The sequence below is a fragment of the Pseudoalteromonas sp. Cn5-37 genome, from assembly GCF_021532495.1.
Classification (GTDB): Bacteria; Pseudomonadota; Gammaproteobacteria; order Enterobacterales; family Alteromonadaceae; genus Pseudoalteromonas; species Pseudoalteromonas simplex.
Window position 1 is genome coordinate 33,135 of the sequence record NZ_JAKGBA010000019.1, and the last position, 16,476, is coordinate 49,610.

Annotated in this window: 13 protein-coding genes; 7 read left to right on the forward strand and 6 right to left on the reverse strand. The window is 40.0% G+C overall.

All coding sequences use genetic code 11. The annotated features are described in order from the left end of the window. Positions 1–45: 45 nt before the first annotated feature. Genes gyrB through dnaA form a run of 4 tightly spaced genes read right to left on the reverse strand, consistent with a single transcriptional unit; the run spans position 46 to position 6,100 of the window. Positions 46–2,472, reverse strand: a complete 2,427-nt coding sequence (gene gyrB, locus L1266_RS16850; RefSeq protein WP_054554790.1) for a DNA topoisomerase (ATP-hydrolyzing) subunit B — start codon at positions 2,470–2,472, stop codon at positions 46–48. Positions 2,473–2,484: 12 nt separating this feature from the next. After that, positions 2,485–3,579 carry a DNA replication/repair protein RecF gene (recF, locus tag L1266_RS16855; RefSeq protein ID WP_235377962.1) on the reverse strand — a complete coding sequence of 365 codons (1,095 nt, stop codon included), beginning with the start codon at positions 3,577–3,579 and terminating at the stop codon, positions 2,485–2,487. A gap of 6 nt (positions 3,580–3,585) precedes the next feature. Beyond that, on the reverse strand, positions 3,586–4,689 hold the full coding sequence (gene dnaN, locus L1266_RS16860; protein WP_054563760.1) for a DNA polymerase III subunit beta: 1,104 nt from the start codon (positions 4,687–4,689) through the stop codon (positions 3,586–3,588). Positions 4,690–4,702: 13 nt separating this feature from the next. Further along, positions 4,703–6,100 carry a chromosomal replication initiator protein DnaA gene (gene dnaA / locus L1266_RS16865; protein WP_055022065.1) on the reverse strand — a complete coding sequence of 466 codons (1,398 nt, stop codon included), beginning with the start codon at positions 6,098–6,100 and terminating at the stop codon, positions 4,703–4,705. Positions 6,101–6,606: 506 nt separating this feature from the next. On the opposite strand from dnaA, the gene rpmH reads away from it, so the two are divergent. From rpmH to yidC, 4 genes are all read left to right on the forward strand, one after another. Continuing rightward, entirely contained in the window at positions 6,607–6,741 is a 135-nt protein-coding gene (gene rpmH, locus L1266_RS16870) for a 50S ribosomal protein L34 (protein WP_008488847.1), read from the forward strand. A gap of 7 nt (positions 6,742–6,748) precedes the next feature. Continuing rightward, positions 6,749–7,171, forward strand: a complete 423-nt coding sequence (rnpA, locus tag L1266_RS16875) for a ribonuclease P protein component (protein WP_058583673.1) — start codon at positions 6,749–6,751, stop codon at positions 7,169–7,171. 128 nt (positions 7,172–7,299) lie between these two features. Continuing rightward, positions 7,300–7,572 (forward strand): membrane protein insertion efficiency factor YidD, encoded by a 273-nt coding sequence (yidD, locus tag L1266_RS16880; RefSeq protein WP_054563758.1) that lies wholly within the window; start codon positions 7,300–7,302, stop codon positions 7,570–7,572. An 8-nt stretch (positions 7,573–7,580) separates the two neighbouring features. Next, the gene (gene yidC / locus L1266_RS16885; protein WP_235377963.1) at positions 7,581–9,212 is read left to right on the forward strand and encodes a membrane protein insertase YidC; all 1,632 of its coding nucleotides are present in this window, start codon (positions 7,581–7,583) and stop codon (positions 9,210–9,212) included. Positions 9,213–9,268: 56 nt separating this feature from the next. On the opposite strand, the gene L1266_RS16890 is transcribed toward yidC, so the two are convergent. Both L1266_RS16890 and L1266_RS16895 read right to left on the reverse strand, forming a co-directional pair. After that, positions 9,269–10,474: a PepSY-associated TM helix domain-containing protein gene (locus L1266_RS16890; RefSeq protein WP_235377964.1), complete on the reverse strand. Its 1,206-nt coding sequence runs from the start codon at positions 10,472–10,474 to the stop codon at positions 9,269–9,271. Positions 10,475–10,483: 9 nt separating this feature from the next. Beyond that, positions 10,484–12,631 (reverse strand): TonB-dependent siderophore receptor, encoded by a 2,148-nt coding sequence (locus L1266_RS16895; RefSeq protein WP_166339765.1) that lies wholly within the window; start codon positions 12,629–12,631, stop codon positions 10,484–10,486. A 209-nt stretch (positions 12,632–12,840) separates the two neighbouring features. Here L1266_RS16895 and mnmE point away from each other — a divergent pair, with 209 nt between their 5' ends. From mnmE to mioC, 3 genes are all read left to right on the forward strand, one after another. Continuing rightward, positions 12,841–14,205, forward strand: coding sequence for a tRNA uridine-5-carboxymethylaminomethyl(34) synthesis GTPase MnmE (mnmE, locus tag L1266_RS16900; RefSeq protein WP_130166143.1), 1,365 nt, complete (start codon positions 12,841–12,843; stop codon positions 14,203–14,205). Positions 14,206–14,350: 145 nt separating this feature from the next. Continuing rightward, positions 14,351–15,091: an isocitrate lyase/PEP mutase family protein gene (locus tag L1266_RS16905; RefSeq protein WP_235377965.1), complete on the forward strand. Its 741-nt coding sequence runs from the start codon at positions 14,351–14,353 to the stop codon at positions 15,089–15,091. A 586-nt stretch (positions 15,092–15,677) separates the two neighbouring features. Then, on the forward strand, positions 15,678–16,127 hold the full coding sequence (gene mioC, locus L1266_RS16910; RefSeq protein WP_199529380.1) for an FMN-binding protein MioC: 450 nt from the start codon (positions 15,678–15,680) through the stop codon (positions 16,125–16,127). Positions 16,128–16,476: the final 349 nt, after the last annotated feature.

The following is a 16,476-nucleotide window of genomic DNA, read 5'->3' on the forward strand; positions in this document are numbered from 1 at the left end:
TAAAAAAAGGAGCCTGTTGGCTCCTTTTTAATTCTTAATTTAGCGTTATACGTCTAGGTTAACTACACGTAGCGCATTCGTTTCGATGAAGTCACGACGCGGCTCAACTTGGTCACCCATTAGAGTCGCGAACAATTGGTCTGCAGCTACGGCATCTTCAATTGTTACTTTCAACATACGACGAGCATCTGGGTCCATAGTGGTTTCCCAAAGCTGATCAGGGTTCATCTCACCGAGTCCTTTATAGCGTTGGATATAAAGGCCGCGTTTCGATTCATTGATTAACCACTCTAATGCATCTACAAAGTTATCAACAGCAAGAGTTTTCTCACCGCGTTGAACATATGCCCCTTCTTCAAGTAAGTTAGCAATGTTTACGCCTGTCGCTGCAATGCGTTTGTAGTCACGCGATGTGATGAAGTCATGGTTTAGTACATGTGCTTTATCCACACCATGCTGACGAATATTCACAACAGGATAATACATGTTGCGCTCAGTATCGTGCTCAGTACCTGCATGGAAGATAGTTGCATCTTCATCACGTGCAATTAAATCGTCAACTAGCGTGTTAGTCCACTCTTTAACTTTTGCTTCATCTGCTAAATCAGCTTCAGTAATTTCGCTTTGATAAATTAAACGTTCCATAACCGAGTTTGGATATTTACGTTTTAAGCGCTCAATCACTTTAACTGTATTTTGATAGTCGTGAACTATTCTTTCTAGTTCTTCACCTTCAAGTGCAGATGCACCTTCGCTTGTATAAAGTGCTGCATTGTTTAATGCTAATGATGTTAAGTAATCAACAAGCGCAGGGTCATCTTTAATGTAGCGTTCTTGCTTACCTTTTTTCACTTTATAAAGTGGTGGTTGCGCAATATAGATAAAGCCTTTTTCTACAATCTCTGGCATTTGACGGTAGAAGAAAGTCAGTAGTAAGGTACGAATGTGAGAACCATCCACGTCCGCATCGGTCATGATAATGATACGATGATAACGTAGCTTTTCTGGGTCATATTCATCACGACCAATACCACAGCCTAATGCAGTGATTAGAGTTGCGACTTCTTGAGAAGAAAGCATCTTATCAAAGCGCGCTTTTTCAACGTTAAGAATCTTACCTTTAAGTGGCAAGATAGCTTGGTTTTTACGGTTACGACCCTGCTTAGCTGAACCCCCTGCAGAGTCACCCTCCACTATGTATAGTTCAGAAAGTGCTGGATCTTTTTCTTGGCAGTCTGCCAATTTACCTGGTAAACCAGCTAAATCCATTGCACCTTTACGGCGTGTCATTTCACGTGCTTTACGTGCTGCTTCACGAGCTCGTGCTGCATCAATAATTTTGCCAACAACTGTTTTAGCATCAACAGGGTTTTCTAATAAGAACTCTGTTAGTTTTTCTGCCATTGCTTGTTCTACAGCAGACTTAACTTCACTTGATACTAGTTTGTCTTTCGTTTGTGATGAGAACTTAGGATCAGGTACTTTAACACTTACAACCGCAGTTAAGCCTTCACGAGCATCATCACCCGTCGCATTGCTTGTTGTTTTCGCTTTTTTATTAAAGCCTTCTTTTTCCATGTAGTTATTTAGCGTACGTGTTAATGCAGCTCTAAAGCCAGCTAAGTGCGTACCACCATCACGTTGTGGAATGTTGTTTGTGAAACAGTAAATGCTTTCTTGGAAACCATCGTTCCACTGCATTGAAACTTCTACACTAATACCGTCTTCTTCACGCTCATGGGTAAAGTGGAAAACACTTTTATGTACAGGTGTTTTGTTACGGTTTAGATATTCTACGAATGCTTGGATACCACCGTCATATTTGAAGTGGTCATTCTTAGATTCTTCGCGCTCATCAGTAAGAATAATACTTACACCAGAGTTTAAGAACGAAAGCTCACGCAAACGTTTTGCTAAGATATCGTAGTGGAAGTTAAGGTCACTGAATGTTTCACCACTTGGCCAGAAACGTAATTCAGTACCTGTGTCTGTTGCGTCACCAATTATAGCTAATGGCGCATCTGGTACACCCATAGTATATGTTTGTTGGTGAATTTTGCCTTCACGACGAATAGTCAGTTGTAGCTTTTCAGATAGTGCATTTACTACTGAAACACCTACACCGTGTAAGCCACCTGATACTTTATATGAGTTATCATCAAACTTACCACCAGCGTGAAGTACCGTCATGATAACTTCAGCCGCAGAAACACCTTCTTCTTCGTGAATAGAGGTAGGAATACCACGACCGTTATCTCTTACAGAGACTGAACCGTCTAAGTGAATCGTTACAAAAATATCATCACAATGACCAGCTAAGGCTTCATCGATAGAGTTATCAACAACCTCAAACACCATATGGTGAAGGCCTGTACCGTCATCGGTGTCCCCTATATACATTCCTGGACGCTTTCTTACTGCGTCTAATCCTTTAAGTACTTTAATACTCGACGAATCGTAATTCTCAGACATGGTTAATCCCACTTATCTTGTTATTAGGTTGCCATGTTTCACGTGGAACATTTTTAGTTCTCGTTGCATGGGTTCCACCACAGCAGAAATACTTTCAGATAAAATTGATGAGATAAAAATTTGCGAATCGCAATGAGTCAAAAGCTGACCCACTTTTTCTTTTGTATCTTCACCCAGTTCTGAAGGTAAGTCATCTATTAGCAATATAGATTGCTTATCAGTTTCTGACTCAATTAAGCTATTTTGCGTTACTTTTAACGCATAAAGCAAGAGCTTCAATTGACCGCGAGAAAATGTATTTTCTACACTGTTACCAGAAACACTAAAACTAAAATCAGCTTTATGCGGACCTTTACTTGTGAAACCTTGTTTAGCATCACGTTCAAAGCTTTGCTCAAGCGCCTCTGAGAGCGTTTCACTCTCTTTCCAGCCCGCATGAAAGTTAATTTCTAAATCGCTTACAAGCGTTAATTCTGCACACATTTTATCAAAAAACTGCTGCTTAAACCTACTTATATACGCGATTCTTAGATTATTTATTTGTTCAGCTAGTCTAACAAATTCTTTATCCCAAAACTTGATCTGTTCAAAATAATCTCTAGGTTTACTTTTTAATAAAGCATTACGTTGTTTTAGTACTTTATTAAAAGACTGCCACAAGTAAAAAAAGTCATGTTCCACGTGGAACAATCCTAAATCGAGAAATTTTCTACGCTCTTTTGGGCCACCAAAAAACAATGAATAGCTTTCTGGAGTAATAACTTGCACCGGCACTAGTTGAGCTAATTCAGAGATTTTACGGCTCGTTTTTCCCTGAATTTTTAAAGATGTTTCACCCGCTTGATTTTTACTTATACCAATCGGAATAGACAAATCATGCAGCGCTTTGCGCCCATGAATCACAAACTTGTCTTGTTGATGCTGAATGATATTTTTATGTTTGGCGGTACGAAATGATTTACCGTGAGAAAGGAAATATATCGCCTCAAGGAGACTGGTTTTTCCGCTGCCATTTTCACCATAGATAATGTTAATGCCATTAACCGGCTCAAGTGTCAGCGCCTCAATATTCCGAAAATTATTGAGGCTTAAATGACTTAAACTCATATAAGCTTATAGGCGCATCGGCATTACAACGTACATAGCTTCTTCGTCACCTGCACCTTCAATTAGCGCACTGCTATTAGAGTCTGCAAGTGTAAAGGTTACATCTTCTGTTTTTAATGTATTAAGTACATCAAGCACATAAGAAACGTTAAAGCCAATTTCAAGTTCGCCGCCCTGGTACATTACCTCAACAACCTCTTCAGCTTGCTCTTGCTCAGGGTTGTTAGCAGTAATTTTTAATAAACCTTCAGATAGGTTTAATCGTACACCACGGAATTTTTCATTCGATAAAATAGACACACGTTGGAAAGCACTGCGCAACCATTCACGGTTAGCAGTAATCACTTTATCACCACCACGTGGCAATACTCGACGATAATCAGGGAAACGACCATCCACCAGCTTACTGGTAAACGTAAACTCAGTATCAATAATACGAATATGGTTAGCACCAAATTGAATGGTAACTAGCTCATCATCAGCCACCATTAGGCGCATAATTTCTTGTACACCTTTACGTGGAATAATTAACTGACGTTGTGTATTTAAAGACTGTGGTAATTGCTTTTGTGCAATCGCCAAACGGTGACCATCTGTAGCCACTGTTTTAATATCTGCGTTATCAACTTCAAATGACATACCGTTTAAATAATAACGTACGTCTTGATTCGCCATAGAAAAGTGCGTGCTTTCTAAAAGCTTACGCAGTTCTAAACGCGTTAGTTGAAATTCAACTTCACCATCCCACTGCTCAAGATTCGGAAAATCTTCAGCGGCCAGCGTAGTTAAAGAAAAACGGCTTTTACCACTTGTTAATAGTAACTGATGATCTTGGCTACTTAACGTAAGGTCTGAGCCATCAGGTAAACTTTTACAAATATCGAGTAACTTTTTAGCTGGTAAAGTGAGTTGCGTATCAGTGGTATCTTCACCGACAAACACACTCGCCACTAACTCAATTTCAAGATCAGTACCCGTCATAGAAAGTTGTCCGTTTTCAACAACTAACAGTACGTTCGATAAAATCGGTAAGGTGTGCTTACGCTCAATCGCACCAGACACTTGAACTAAAGGTTTTAAAAATTGCTCTCTTGATATTGTTATTTGCATAATAAAGTCGGCCTTAAGATGACAAGGTTCTTATTAAGTTTTGATAATCTTCTTTCACTTCATGGCTTTCGTCACGGAGTGATTTAACTTTACGACAAGCGTGTAATACAGTTGTGTGATCACGGCCGCCAAAGGCGTCACCAATCTCTGGTAAACTGTGATTTGTAAGTTCTTTTGATAATGCCATGGCCACTTGACGTGGTCTTGCTACTGAACGGCTACGGCGTTTAGATAGTAAATCTGATACACGAATACGGTAATACTCAGCAACAGTGCGTTGAATATTATCTATCGTTACCAGTTTATCTTGCAGCGCAAGTAAGTCACGTAGCGCTTCTTTTACAAAGTCGATTGAAATCGGACGACCAGTAAAGTTTGCATTAGCAATAACGCGGTTTAACGCCCCTTCTAATTCACGCACATTTGAGCGTAATTTTTTCGCGATAAAAAAGGCAACTTCGTGAGGTAAATTGATTTTACTTTGCTGCGCTTTTTTCATCAAAATAGCAACGCGCGTTTCAAGTTCTGGTGGCTCAATAGCAATTGTTAAGCCCCAACCAAAACGTGATTTAAGGCGATCTTCAACCCCTTCTATCTCTTTAGGATAGCGGTCTGAAGTTAAGATAATTTGTTGATTTCCTTCAAGTAAAGCATTGAAGGTATGAAAGAACTCTTCTTGTGAGCGTTCTTTATTAGCGAAAAATTGAATGTCATCGATCATCAATGCATCAACACTTCGGTAATAACGTTTAAATTCTTCTATGGCATTATTTTGTAACGCTTTAACCATGTCTTGCACAAATCGCTCAGAGTGCATATAAACAATTTTCGCGTCTGGCTTATTAGCCATAATACCGTTACCAACAGCGTGTAATAAGTGAGTTTTACCTAAGCCCGTACCACCGTATATAAATACAGGGTTAAATGCTGAACCTGGGTTATCTGCAACTTGAGTCGCTGCAGCTTTTGCTAATTGGTTTGATTTACCTTCAACAAAGCTATCAAAGGTGTAATTTTCTTTAATGTTTGATTTATAGCCTGATTTTGGTGCAGGTTCGACCGCTGCTTTTTCAGGTTTTGGCTGTTGCTTTTCAGCAGTTTGTTGTGGAACAGATGCGCTTGCTTCTGTTGCAGCCGGTGCAGATGCCACTTGGGCATTTAAAATAGGTTTACTACCAACATCAAAACGTAATTCAGGTGCTTCATCACCACAAATTTCAACGAGTAGTTCATTAATACGGTTTAAATACTTTTCTCTCACCCAATCCAAAACAAAACGGTTAGGTGCATATATAGTCAACGTATCTTCGGTACTTTCTGCTTGAAGTGGTCTTACCCACATACTGAATTGCTGTGAAGGCAATTCATCTTGCAATACATATAAACAACTTTGCCAAACCGACAGATACACAGTTAAACTCCCAGAGATTTAATTTTTATTCCCGTTCATCTTTAATGATGGAAAATCAAACATTTATTGCTAATCTTTGACCAACTTTCTTGGCCCAGACCGACTATTATGAAGGTACTTTATCCACAAGTACAAGATTGATTTTTATGAAAAATATGATCTCAGCAACATAAAAGAATAAAACACTGATTTTTAAGAAAATTATTTTTTAAGCTCGAACAGTGATCATAACAAATTTGCAGCCAGATCGCGATCAAATTCTACGATCGAATTGGCTTTTCCCAAGCTTTTATTCACTTTTTATACAGAGGCTGTGGAAAACTTCTTATTTATGATGATCCTATATGATCAGTTAAAAGGATCCTTTATAATTACGGCGTCTGCAGCGTTTTAATGATTGACTTTTGTTGTCTTCATCTATAATATCTCGCGCTCGCAATGGCACCTGTGCCAGGATCGCGACCTGCATAGGATGTTTTAACCTTAACCGATCGGATGGAATTGTTATGAAAAGAACTTTTCAACCTAGCGTTTTAAAACGCAAACGTACACACGGTTTCCGTGCTCGTATGGCAACAGCAAATGGCCGTAAAGTATTAGCTCGTCGTCGTGCTAAAGGCCGTAAAGTTCTTTCTGCTTAATATATAAGTGGAAGACTTTAGCTTCAGCAGGGAGTTACGTCTGTTAACTCCCTCGCATTACTCTCGAATCTTTAATGAACCAGCACGCGCTGCGACTCCTTTCTTTACCCTATTAGCTAAACGCAATGACCAAACTAATCCTCGATTAGGTCTTACGGTCGCAAAAAAACGCGTTAAAAAAGCCTGTCAACGTAATCGAATTAAACGACTTGCTCGCGAAAGTTTCCGTTTAAATCAACATAAACTCGATAACATTGATATTGTGCTTATGGTTAAAAGTGGTATTGATGAACAGTCCAACGAAGAGCTAACAAAGCAACTAAATAAATTGTGGCGAAAAATTAACGAACGCTGCAAGCCTGGCGCACCTAAACCACCACCATTTAAAAAACGCCCGAATAAATCAGCTAAATCTAATAAACAAGCCTGATAGCAATAGAATTACAGGCTTAATTAAGGTATCTTTAGCTCACCTTTTAATCATGCATTTAAAATTCTACGATGGGAATTTAAATTCATGGTATCCATTGACTAAATTAACGCAGGGGCAGACACATCATGAGGTTACTTAAACCACTTGTTGCTATTCCAAAGCGCTGTTTAGTCATGCTAATACGCGGCTATCAAAAATGGATAAGCCCACTATTAGGCCCGCATTGTCGTTTTAATCCAACCTGCTCTAGTTACGCTATTCAAGCAATTAATTTGCATGGAAGTGTAAAAGGCAGTTGGTTAGCTGTTAAACGCATATTAAAATGCCACCCTTTACATGCTGGTGGGGATGATCCCGTACCGGCAAAAAATCATATTAACCACCAACACGAGAAATAAGAGCTGTTATGGAATCGCAACGCACGTTTTTATTAATCGGCTTGATGCTTGTGTCGTTTTTATTATTTCAAGAATGGAATAACGACTACAACGCACCAAAGGCTGATCCAAGTGCCACAACACAAACACTAGGCGCAACAACACCAGAATCTGATGACTTTATTCCTGCATCATCTGACGGTGAAGTTCCAGCTGTAACGACAGCAAAGCGCTCAGTTATCGATGTAACAACTGATGTATTCACTGTTAAAATTGACACCCGTGGTGGTGACATCATTGAAACAGACTTACTTCAGTACGAAGAAGAAAAAGGCAGTAACACACCTTACATGCTATTAGGTGAGTTCGATGGTAAGCAATACTTCTCGCAAAGTGGCTTAATTGGTTTAAATGGTCCTGACGCAACTGTTGCTGGTCGCCCTGTTTATAAAACCACACAAAAAGCATTCACTTTAACAGGTGATGAGCTACGTGTACCACTTGAGTTTACTGACAGTAAAGGTGTGACATTTACTAAAACTTATATCTTCAAAAAAGGCGACTACGCTGTAGATTTAGAGTACACAGTAAACAACGTAACAACTGATCCAATTCAAGTTCAGTTATACACGCAAGTAAAACGCACAGTACAAGAAAAAGGTAGCTTAGTAGATCAAAACTACTTAGGTGCAGCATTTGGTACTGAAGAAGAGCCATACGAAAAGTACAGCTTCTCAGACATGGCTGATAAAAATCTTAACATCACCACATCTGGCGGCTACATTGCATTTATCCAACACTACTTTGTAAGTGCGTGGGTACCAAAGCAAGACCAACAAAATACCCTTTACAGCAAATTAGTTGCTGGTAATGCGGCAATTATTGGTACTAAAGGTGAAGCAGTTAACGTACAAGCTGGTACGCAAGCAACACTTAGCTCAACTTATTACATGGGCCCGAAAGAGTCTGACGTACTAGAAGCTATTCACCCAGACTTAGACCTTACTGTAGACTACGGTTGGTTATGGTTTATTTCACAACCATTATTCGTACTACTTAAGTGGTTACACAGCATCCTAGGTAACTGGGGTCTAGCTATCATTGCAATCACGGTTATCGTTAAAACGGCAATGTACCCACTTACTAAAGCACAATACACGTCAATGGCGAAGATGCGTGCACTTCAGCCTAAAATGGCTGCCCTAAAAGAGAAGTATGGTGATGACCGTCAAAAATTCGGTCAAGCTATGATGGAAATGTACCGCAAAGAAAAAGTGAACCCTATGGGTGGCTGTTTCCCGCTGTTACTACAAATGCCAATATTCTTAGCATTATTCTACGTATTCTTAGAATCAACTGAGCTACGTCATGCTGAATTCGTTTTATGGTTAAATGACTTATCAGCAATGGACCCATACTACGTATTACCTGTTCTATTTGGTTTAAGTATGTTCATCACTCAAAAGCTGCAACCTATGACGGTTACTGACCCTATGCAGCAAAAAATGATGACCTTTATGCCAGTAGTATTCTCTATTTTCTTCTTATGGTTCCCATCTGGCCTAGTACTTTACTGGTTAGTATCGAACCTTATCTCAATCGCTCAGATGCTAATCATCTACCGCGGTATGGAGAAAAAAGGTATTAAGGTAAGAGGCTAAACTCTTAACCCAATAAAAAAGGCGCTAACTGCGCCTTTTTTAATGCCTGAAAAAAGCTATCCGAGAATAGGAGAATAAACTTGATTAGGCACATTGCGTTCAGTAAAGCTCAAACTCGTTGTTAGTAACGACGCAACCACCAGACCGATTGCAATCACCCCAGATAAACCAAGCCACTTTACAGCCGTTGATTTACGCTTAACCCTAAGCCAACTCATATAGATGCCAGCAGCGCTTACAAAGCTCATCAATGCACCAAATAGCCCCCAAATAAGCTTGGAACCAATTCCTGCAAAGTTACCAAAGTGCAGCGGATCAGCGGTGTCTTTAATTCGTGGAAGCAGGTTTAGTTCTTCCCCTTTTTGTATGCCTAGAACTTCACCGGAGCTTGGTTTTAAATAAACCCGGTTAGCACGCAGGCGCAATAAAATATCATCGTTATAACCACGCACTTCTATAGGCTGATCCGCTTTATTAGGATAACGAATATAGCGAATATCAAGGCTAGGAAACGCCTGTTGAGCGGCTGTATAAGCTGTAGCTAAACTAATTGGCGATAGACCTTTACGAGGGCTTTGTTTTTTATACTTACTCAAGGCTGGTGGACTAGAGACATAGTGAGGTACCTTCGCAGTTTGCAGCCCATGTTCTACCAGATACCAAACCCCTGTGATGGCCATCACAGCAATAAACCATAAACTCCAAAGCCCTAACAGCTTATGCCAATCAGACCAACTACTACGTTTATCTAGGCTTAGCGCAGCAGGCTTTTTCATAAAGCCTTGCCACCAGCGCCGATACACATAAAAACTCGAAACCAATAAAATAACGAGTAAAATACTCAAACTGGTGACGATTAATTTACCCGTCCAGCCCATCGATAAGTTCATATGCCAGTTACGTAAAAACCGCGATATCCGCGCCCACTCTCCTTCACCGAGTAAGCGACCCGTTGCAGCATCTAAATATACAAAGCGAAATGAATCACCGACTTTAAGAGCCGCTTCAATGGCAAGGTAATCTTGCTTATGACGTTGGATATAAAGTAATTGAGCTTGCGGATAATGCTTATTAAGGGTGTTTTCGAGAGCAGGGTAGTTAATAGAGGCAGAAGAAGTTAATGCACGGTACTTAGCGTCTGTTAAGTACTCGAGTTCATGACTTAACGTAGCGAGTGTTCCCGATACGCAGGTAACAAAAAGCAGGACTCCAACAAAGAGTCCTGCCCAAGAATGTAAGTTAAACCAACTTTTAGCGTTCACACGCCACCATTAAAAGCTGTATTTAGCACTTAAATAAACACGACGTGGTTCACCAGGAAAGTGCCCAGTTCGTTCGATAAAGCCACTGCTTGCGTATTCTTTATCAAATAGGTTCTTAACTGATAGCTGCCATTGCCAGTTATCAACGGTTGTTTGCCACGCCATGTTGTAAACAGTGTAAGGTTTAACACGTTGACCGCCTAAACTAAGCTGTTCATCAACATAATCTAAGCCTGCAGAAATAGATGACGATAAGCTAGGTAGCTCATAGCGTGTCCATATACCTAGAGTATTTTGCGGCGCGTTAGCAAATTTATCGCTATCAGGAATTTGATTGGTAATACTGTCGTTTGCTTCAGTAATACGGGTATCATTATAAGCGTAGCTTGCAGTCACTACCCAGCTATCAGTAATATCGCCAACCACCTCTAGTTCAAAACCTTTACTTTGTACTTCACCAACGGCAACTAAATCATCAACGCCGTCACCTGCAACATCACCTAATAAGCTAGGTTGTAGGATGTTTTCGCGGACAATATCGTACACAGCCATATTAACAGCAAGTGTGTCTGCTAATAGTTTGGTTCTTAAGCCTAACTCGTTAATACGGCTAGTCTCTGGCGAGAACGGACCGCCCTTTGCTGTTTCTTGATTACTCGCACTTTGCGGCACAAAGCCAGTGCCATGTAGCGCATAAGGGAAAAACATATTATTAATGTTATAGCTGGTACCAATACGGTAGGTTAAGTCGCTATCAGAAAACTCTGTTTGATTTAACAGATCTTTGTCTTCAAAACGATCATACCTTAAGCCAGCAGTCACACTCCAATTAGCGGTGATATCTAGCTGGTCTTGTAAGTACGCACCAAAGCGGGTGCTATTCGTTTTGCCAAGCCGTGGGGTAATACTATCAAGATCATAATCATCAGCAGAGGTTAAACCATACTCAGGGTTGTTAAGATCAAGTCCTGGTACTGGGCCACCTTTACTTTGTTGCGTAGCTGTACGGTAGACGCTTTCAAAATCATGTTCATACCAATCACTACCAAACAGCACTTGATGCTGCATATTAGCAAATGCAAACTCCGCAATCGCATTAGCTGTTAAGCTAAAGCCTTCGTTCTCACGAACTTGATCACGAAACTCACGATGGCTCCAATCAACAATACCGTCGTCATCTGTATCTACGAGGCCTCTTGGTTCATGATAGTTTTGCACTTCTTTGTTATCAAAATAACGTGCTGTGACATCTGTGCGCCAAACATCATTAAACTCATGTTTTAAAGTTGCCTGATAGACATGGGCTTCAACATTTTGAAAGTCTGTCGCCTCGTTATGATTCCAGCTAATATCAGTTAGAAAATTACCGTTATCATCAGCAGGTACACCACGTAAACGTGCCCCACCCAACTCTTGCTCTATATAGGTATACTGAGTGGTTAATTCGGTTGCACTGTTGATAAGCCACGTATAACCAAGATCAACAATGGTATTATCGCTGCTAGTATTAGCACGGAATGGCTTTTCAGTATCACGGTAAAGACCAACACGGTAAGCATGATTATCAAGTGATTCACTCAATGTTCCAGTGCTTTCTAATGCACCACTGAAGAAGTCATCATTACCTACTTCAACTTCAATACTGTGTTCACTGGTGAATTTAGGCTTCTTAGTTACATAGTTAATAATACCACCCGGATTACCACTACCGTATATAGCGCCAGCAGGCCCTTTTAACACCGCAACTTGTTCAATATTAAATAATTGCGGTACAGCAAAGCCATTGAAAGGGTCGCCCTTTACACCATCATATAAAATCTCATCCTGGCGGAAACCACGGAATGTCACGCCTGAATAACTAAAGGCATTAACACCAGCAATATTGCTATAAAGATCGGTAATTTGACGAGCAGCCTGATCGCTAATCAGCTCCTGCGGCAAAATTTGAATTGACTGAGGAATTTTCTCTAACGGTGTATTAGTACGAGTAGCAAAGCTAGACTCGGTTGGGCGATATAAAGAAAACGCACGGCCAACAACTTCTATTTTTTCGAGTTCTTTTGAATCACTTTGATCCGAAGTAGTCACTTCAGTTTGAGCATGGGCAACGCCCGAAAAACCAGCAGCAAGTGCAATAAAAACAGCAGAAAGACGCATAATAAAAAACGATAAGATTTAGAATGCGCAACATGTTAATGAATATAGTTATCATTTTCAATGAGTGTTTATTATTAATTAAAGCTAAATAAAGTATTACTTACATCAGACTTTTGCTACCTCATTACTCAAACAGCTATTCGCATGAAATTAAGCCATAGGTTACAATAGAGCCAGCATTCATTCTTTTATTGGCATTATTTCATCGCATGATTAATCAAGACACAATTGCAGCACAAGCGACCGCACCAGGACGTGGTGGGGTTGGTATTATTCGCGTCTCTGGTAGCTTAGCTAAAACAGTGGCAGAACAGATTATTGGCCGTTGTCCTAAAACGCGTTACGCAGACTATGTACCATTTAAAAGCTTGAGCGGTGAACAGCTTGACCAAGGTATTGCTATTTACTTCCAAGGGCCAAATTCATTTACCGGCGAAGACGTACTAGAACTACAAGGTCACGGCGGCCCTGTCGTATTAGATATGCTATTAAAAGAAATTAGCCAAATTGACGGTGTACGTTTAGCAAAACCAGGTGAGTTCTCTGAGCGCGCATTTATGAATGATAAGCTTGATTTAACTCAAGCAGAGGCAATTGCCGATTTAATTAATGCAACCAGTGAACAGGCAGCAAAAAGCGCCCTCCAATCACTGCAAGGTGAATTCTCTAAACATATTGAAACGCTGGTGGAGAAAGTCATTCACCTACGTATGTATGTTGAAGCCGCAATTGATTTTCCTGATGAAGAAATCGACTTTTTATCAGACGGTAAAGTATCAACAGATCTCAATGCCATTATTGATCAGTTAGAGAATGTAACTCAGCAAGCTAAACAAGGTAGCATCATGCGTGAAGGTATGCGTGTTGTTATTGCGGGTCGCCCTAACGCAGGTAAATCAAGCCTACTTAATGCGTTAGCTGGCCGTGATGCAGCCATCGTTACCGAAATAGCAGGTACAACACGTGACGTATTACGCGAACATATCCACATTGATGGTATGCCACTACATATTATTGATACCGCTGGCCTGCGTGAAAGCCCAGATAAAGTAGAGCAAATTGGTATTGAGCGCGCATGGGATGAAATTAACCAAGCCGATCGCGTACTATTTATGTTAGACGGCACTGATACATCAGCCACTGACCCTCATGATATTTGGCCAGAGTTTATGGCCAAGTTACCAGAGGGTATGGGTGTTACTGTGATCCGAAATAAAGCCGATATTTCCGGTGAAAATGTCGGTATGGATGAACATGATCAATATCCGGTGATCCGTTTGAGTGCTAAAAATGCAGAGGGTATAGAGTTAGTTCGTACTCACTTAAAGGCATGTATAGGTTTCCAAGGTGCCACAGAAGGTGGATTTATGGCACGCCGTCGTCACTTAGATGCACTTGATCATGCTGCCTATCATTTAAACACAGGCAAAGAGCAATTAGAGATGCATATTGCTGGTGAGATCTTGGCTGAAGAGTTACGCCTAACTCAACAGTTCTTAAATGAGATAACAGGTGAATTTACCTCTGATGACTTGCTTGGGAAAATCTTTAGTTCGTTCTGTATCGGTAAATAAATTCCGGTCATCAATATTATAAAAAAGAGTCGCAAGACTCTTTTTTGTTTTTAGTCCAGTAATCAATTATCGGTTCAGGGCCGAAACCAGCCAGTAATAAACCTCATATCAATTAGTCTAGCGATGTCATTAAACGGAGGACATCATGGACAAATATCAACTCTTTCACCAATTACACCACCAGCATGGGGGCTTTGTACTCGCTAATGCATGGGATCTTAGTTCAGCACAATTCATCCAAGCTGCGGGAGCTAAAGCCGTAGCAACAACTAGCTGGGGTATTGCGGCAAGTTTAGGATTAGCTGATGGTGAAAACATCTCTTTTAAAACTCAATTAGCGCTGGTTAAAAGCTTAACCGAACACCTTCATATTCCACTCTCTGTCGATATAGAGTCAGGCTACAGTAACGATCCGCTGCAAATTAGCGAAAACGTTTTAGCGTTAGCAAGATTAGGAGTTGTAGGCATCAACATAGAGGACTCAGATAAAGACACTAACGCACTGAGATCTACCGAGCAGCAATGCACTATTATTAGTGAAATAAAGAAAGTACTTAACGAAAATGGCTTCGGTGGTTTATTTATAAACGCCAGAACCGATACCTACTTTGTTAGTGACTCCCCTTTTCAAGCAACATTAAAGCGAGCAAAAGCGTATCAAGATGCAGGTGCAGACGGTCTGTTTGTGCCCGGCTTAACTAACATAGAGCACATAACCGGCTTAGCTAACACAATAGATATGCCATTAAATGTGATGGCAATGAGCAATTTTAACTCAGCAAAAGCCGCTTTCGCTGGTGGTGCAAAACGGTTTTCATTGGGTAATTCGCTCTATGATCTAGTCGGTAATACGATAAAAACCAGTTTAACACAGATCGAAAACTAACTTAGCGAGCTAAAAAATCAGATCAAAACAGCTTTTAAGATCGAATTTAGCTAAAAATGTTATCCACATTTGGGGCTTTTTTAGATCTAAAGGCTGATTTGATCATAAAAAAACGCGAAAATTTGAATTTATTTTCATACAACAGCCCTTTTTGATAACTAATTTTCTTAAAAACAGCCTTTATTAGCGCTTATTTAAGATTTTTTCGATCTATTTTATTGATCGCAAATTGCAAACCGATCGTTATCAACAAGCGATCTATCCACAAAACGATCATACTCACTATTTTTATCAGATCTGAAAATTTAAGCGCTTACACATAATTAAAGATCAACAACTTAGCAAAGTTATACAGTTTCCAATATTTAGCTTGATCAGAACTTTCCCCAAATTTATTAACAGCTTGATCAAAGGGTTTAATTTATGAATAAATATAAAAAACTATTAAAAACAGTAGATTATAAAAAACATTGAATTAAAGCTGTCATTTTAAGCAGAAAAACTTATTCAGATCGTAATTCAACGCTTTACTCACACCCTAACTTAGTTATCATGTGGCCACTTATTTCTATACATGATCAATCACATGCAATCAGTAAATATCATCGTTGGCAGCCAAATGGGATCTGCAGAATACGTGGCAGAGCAACTAGCAGAAGCCCTTGAACAACAAGGGATCCAAGTGCAGCTTCATGAACAGCCTATATTTGATGATATTGATCAGCAAGATACTATTTGGTTGTTATGTACTTCTACATACGGCGCGGGAGACTACCCAGAGAACCTACTGCCATTTGTTGAGTCTATTAACCAACAGGCTGATCTTAAAGGATTAAACTACAGTGTGATCGGATTAGGTGACACTAGTTACGACACCTATAACTATGCAGGCCGTAATCTAGATGAGTTATTAGCTAATAAAGGCGCAAACCGCGTGGCAGAACGCTTAGAGCTAAATATTCTTGATGAAGCATTGCCAGAAGACACGGCATTAGCCTGGTTACCAAGCTGGATCGAATCAGCAGGGCTCAATTAAGCCGATCGGTGTTGATCGTTGTTATAAAAGTTACCAACAATTTACTGATAATTTAGATCAGATTGTGGATAAACACTGATCTAACTGCGATTTTAACCTAGTTTATCCCTTGGATAAGATCCAATCGATATTGCCCTGTGTATAAATAGCCCTTTTGATCAAAGCTTTTACGCGGGAAGATCCGATCATATTAACACCTTTAGATCTGCGTTAAGATCATGTTTTTAATAGTAAAGCGAACATTATCAACAGATCTAGCCGTTACTAGTAGTAAGAGTAATAAAAGATCTCTTTAAAAGATCCTTTATATTATTAGAGATCACCCACTTAGATCTTGAGCACTGTTTAA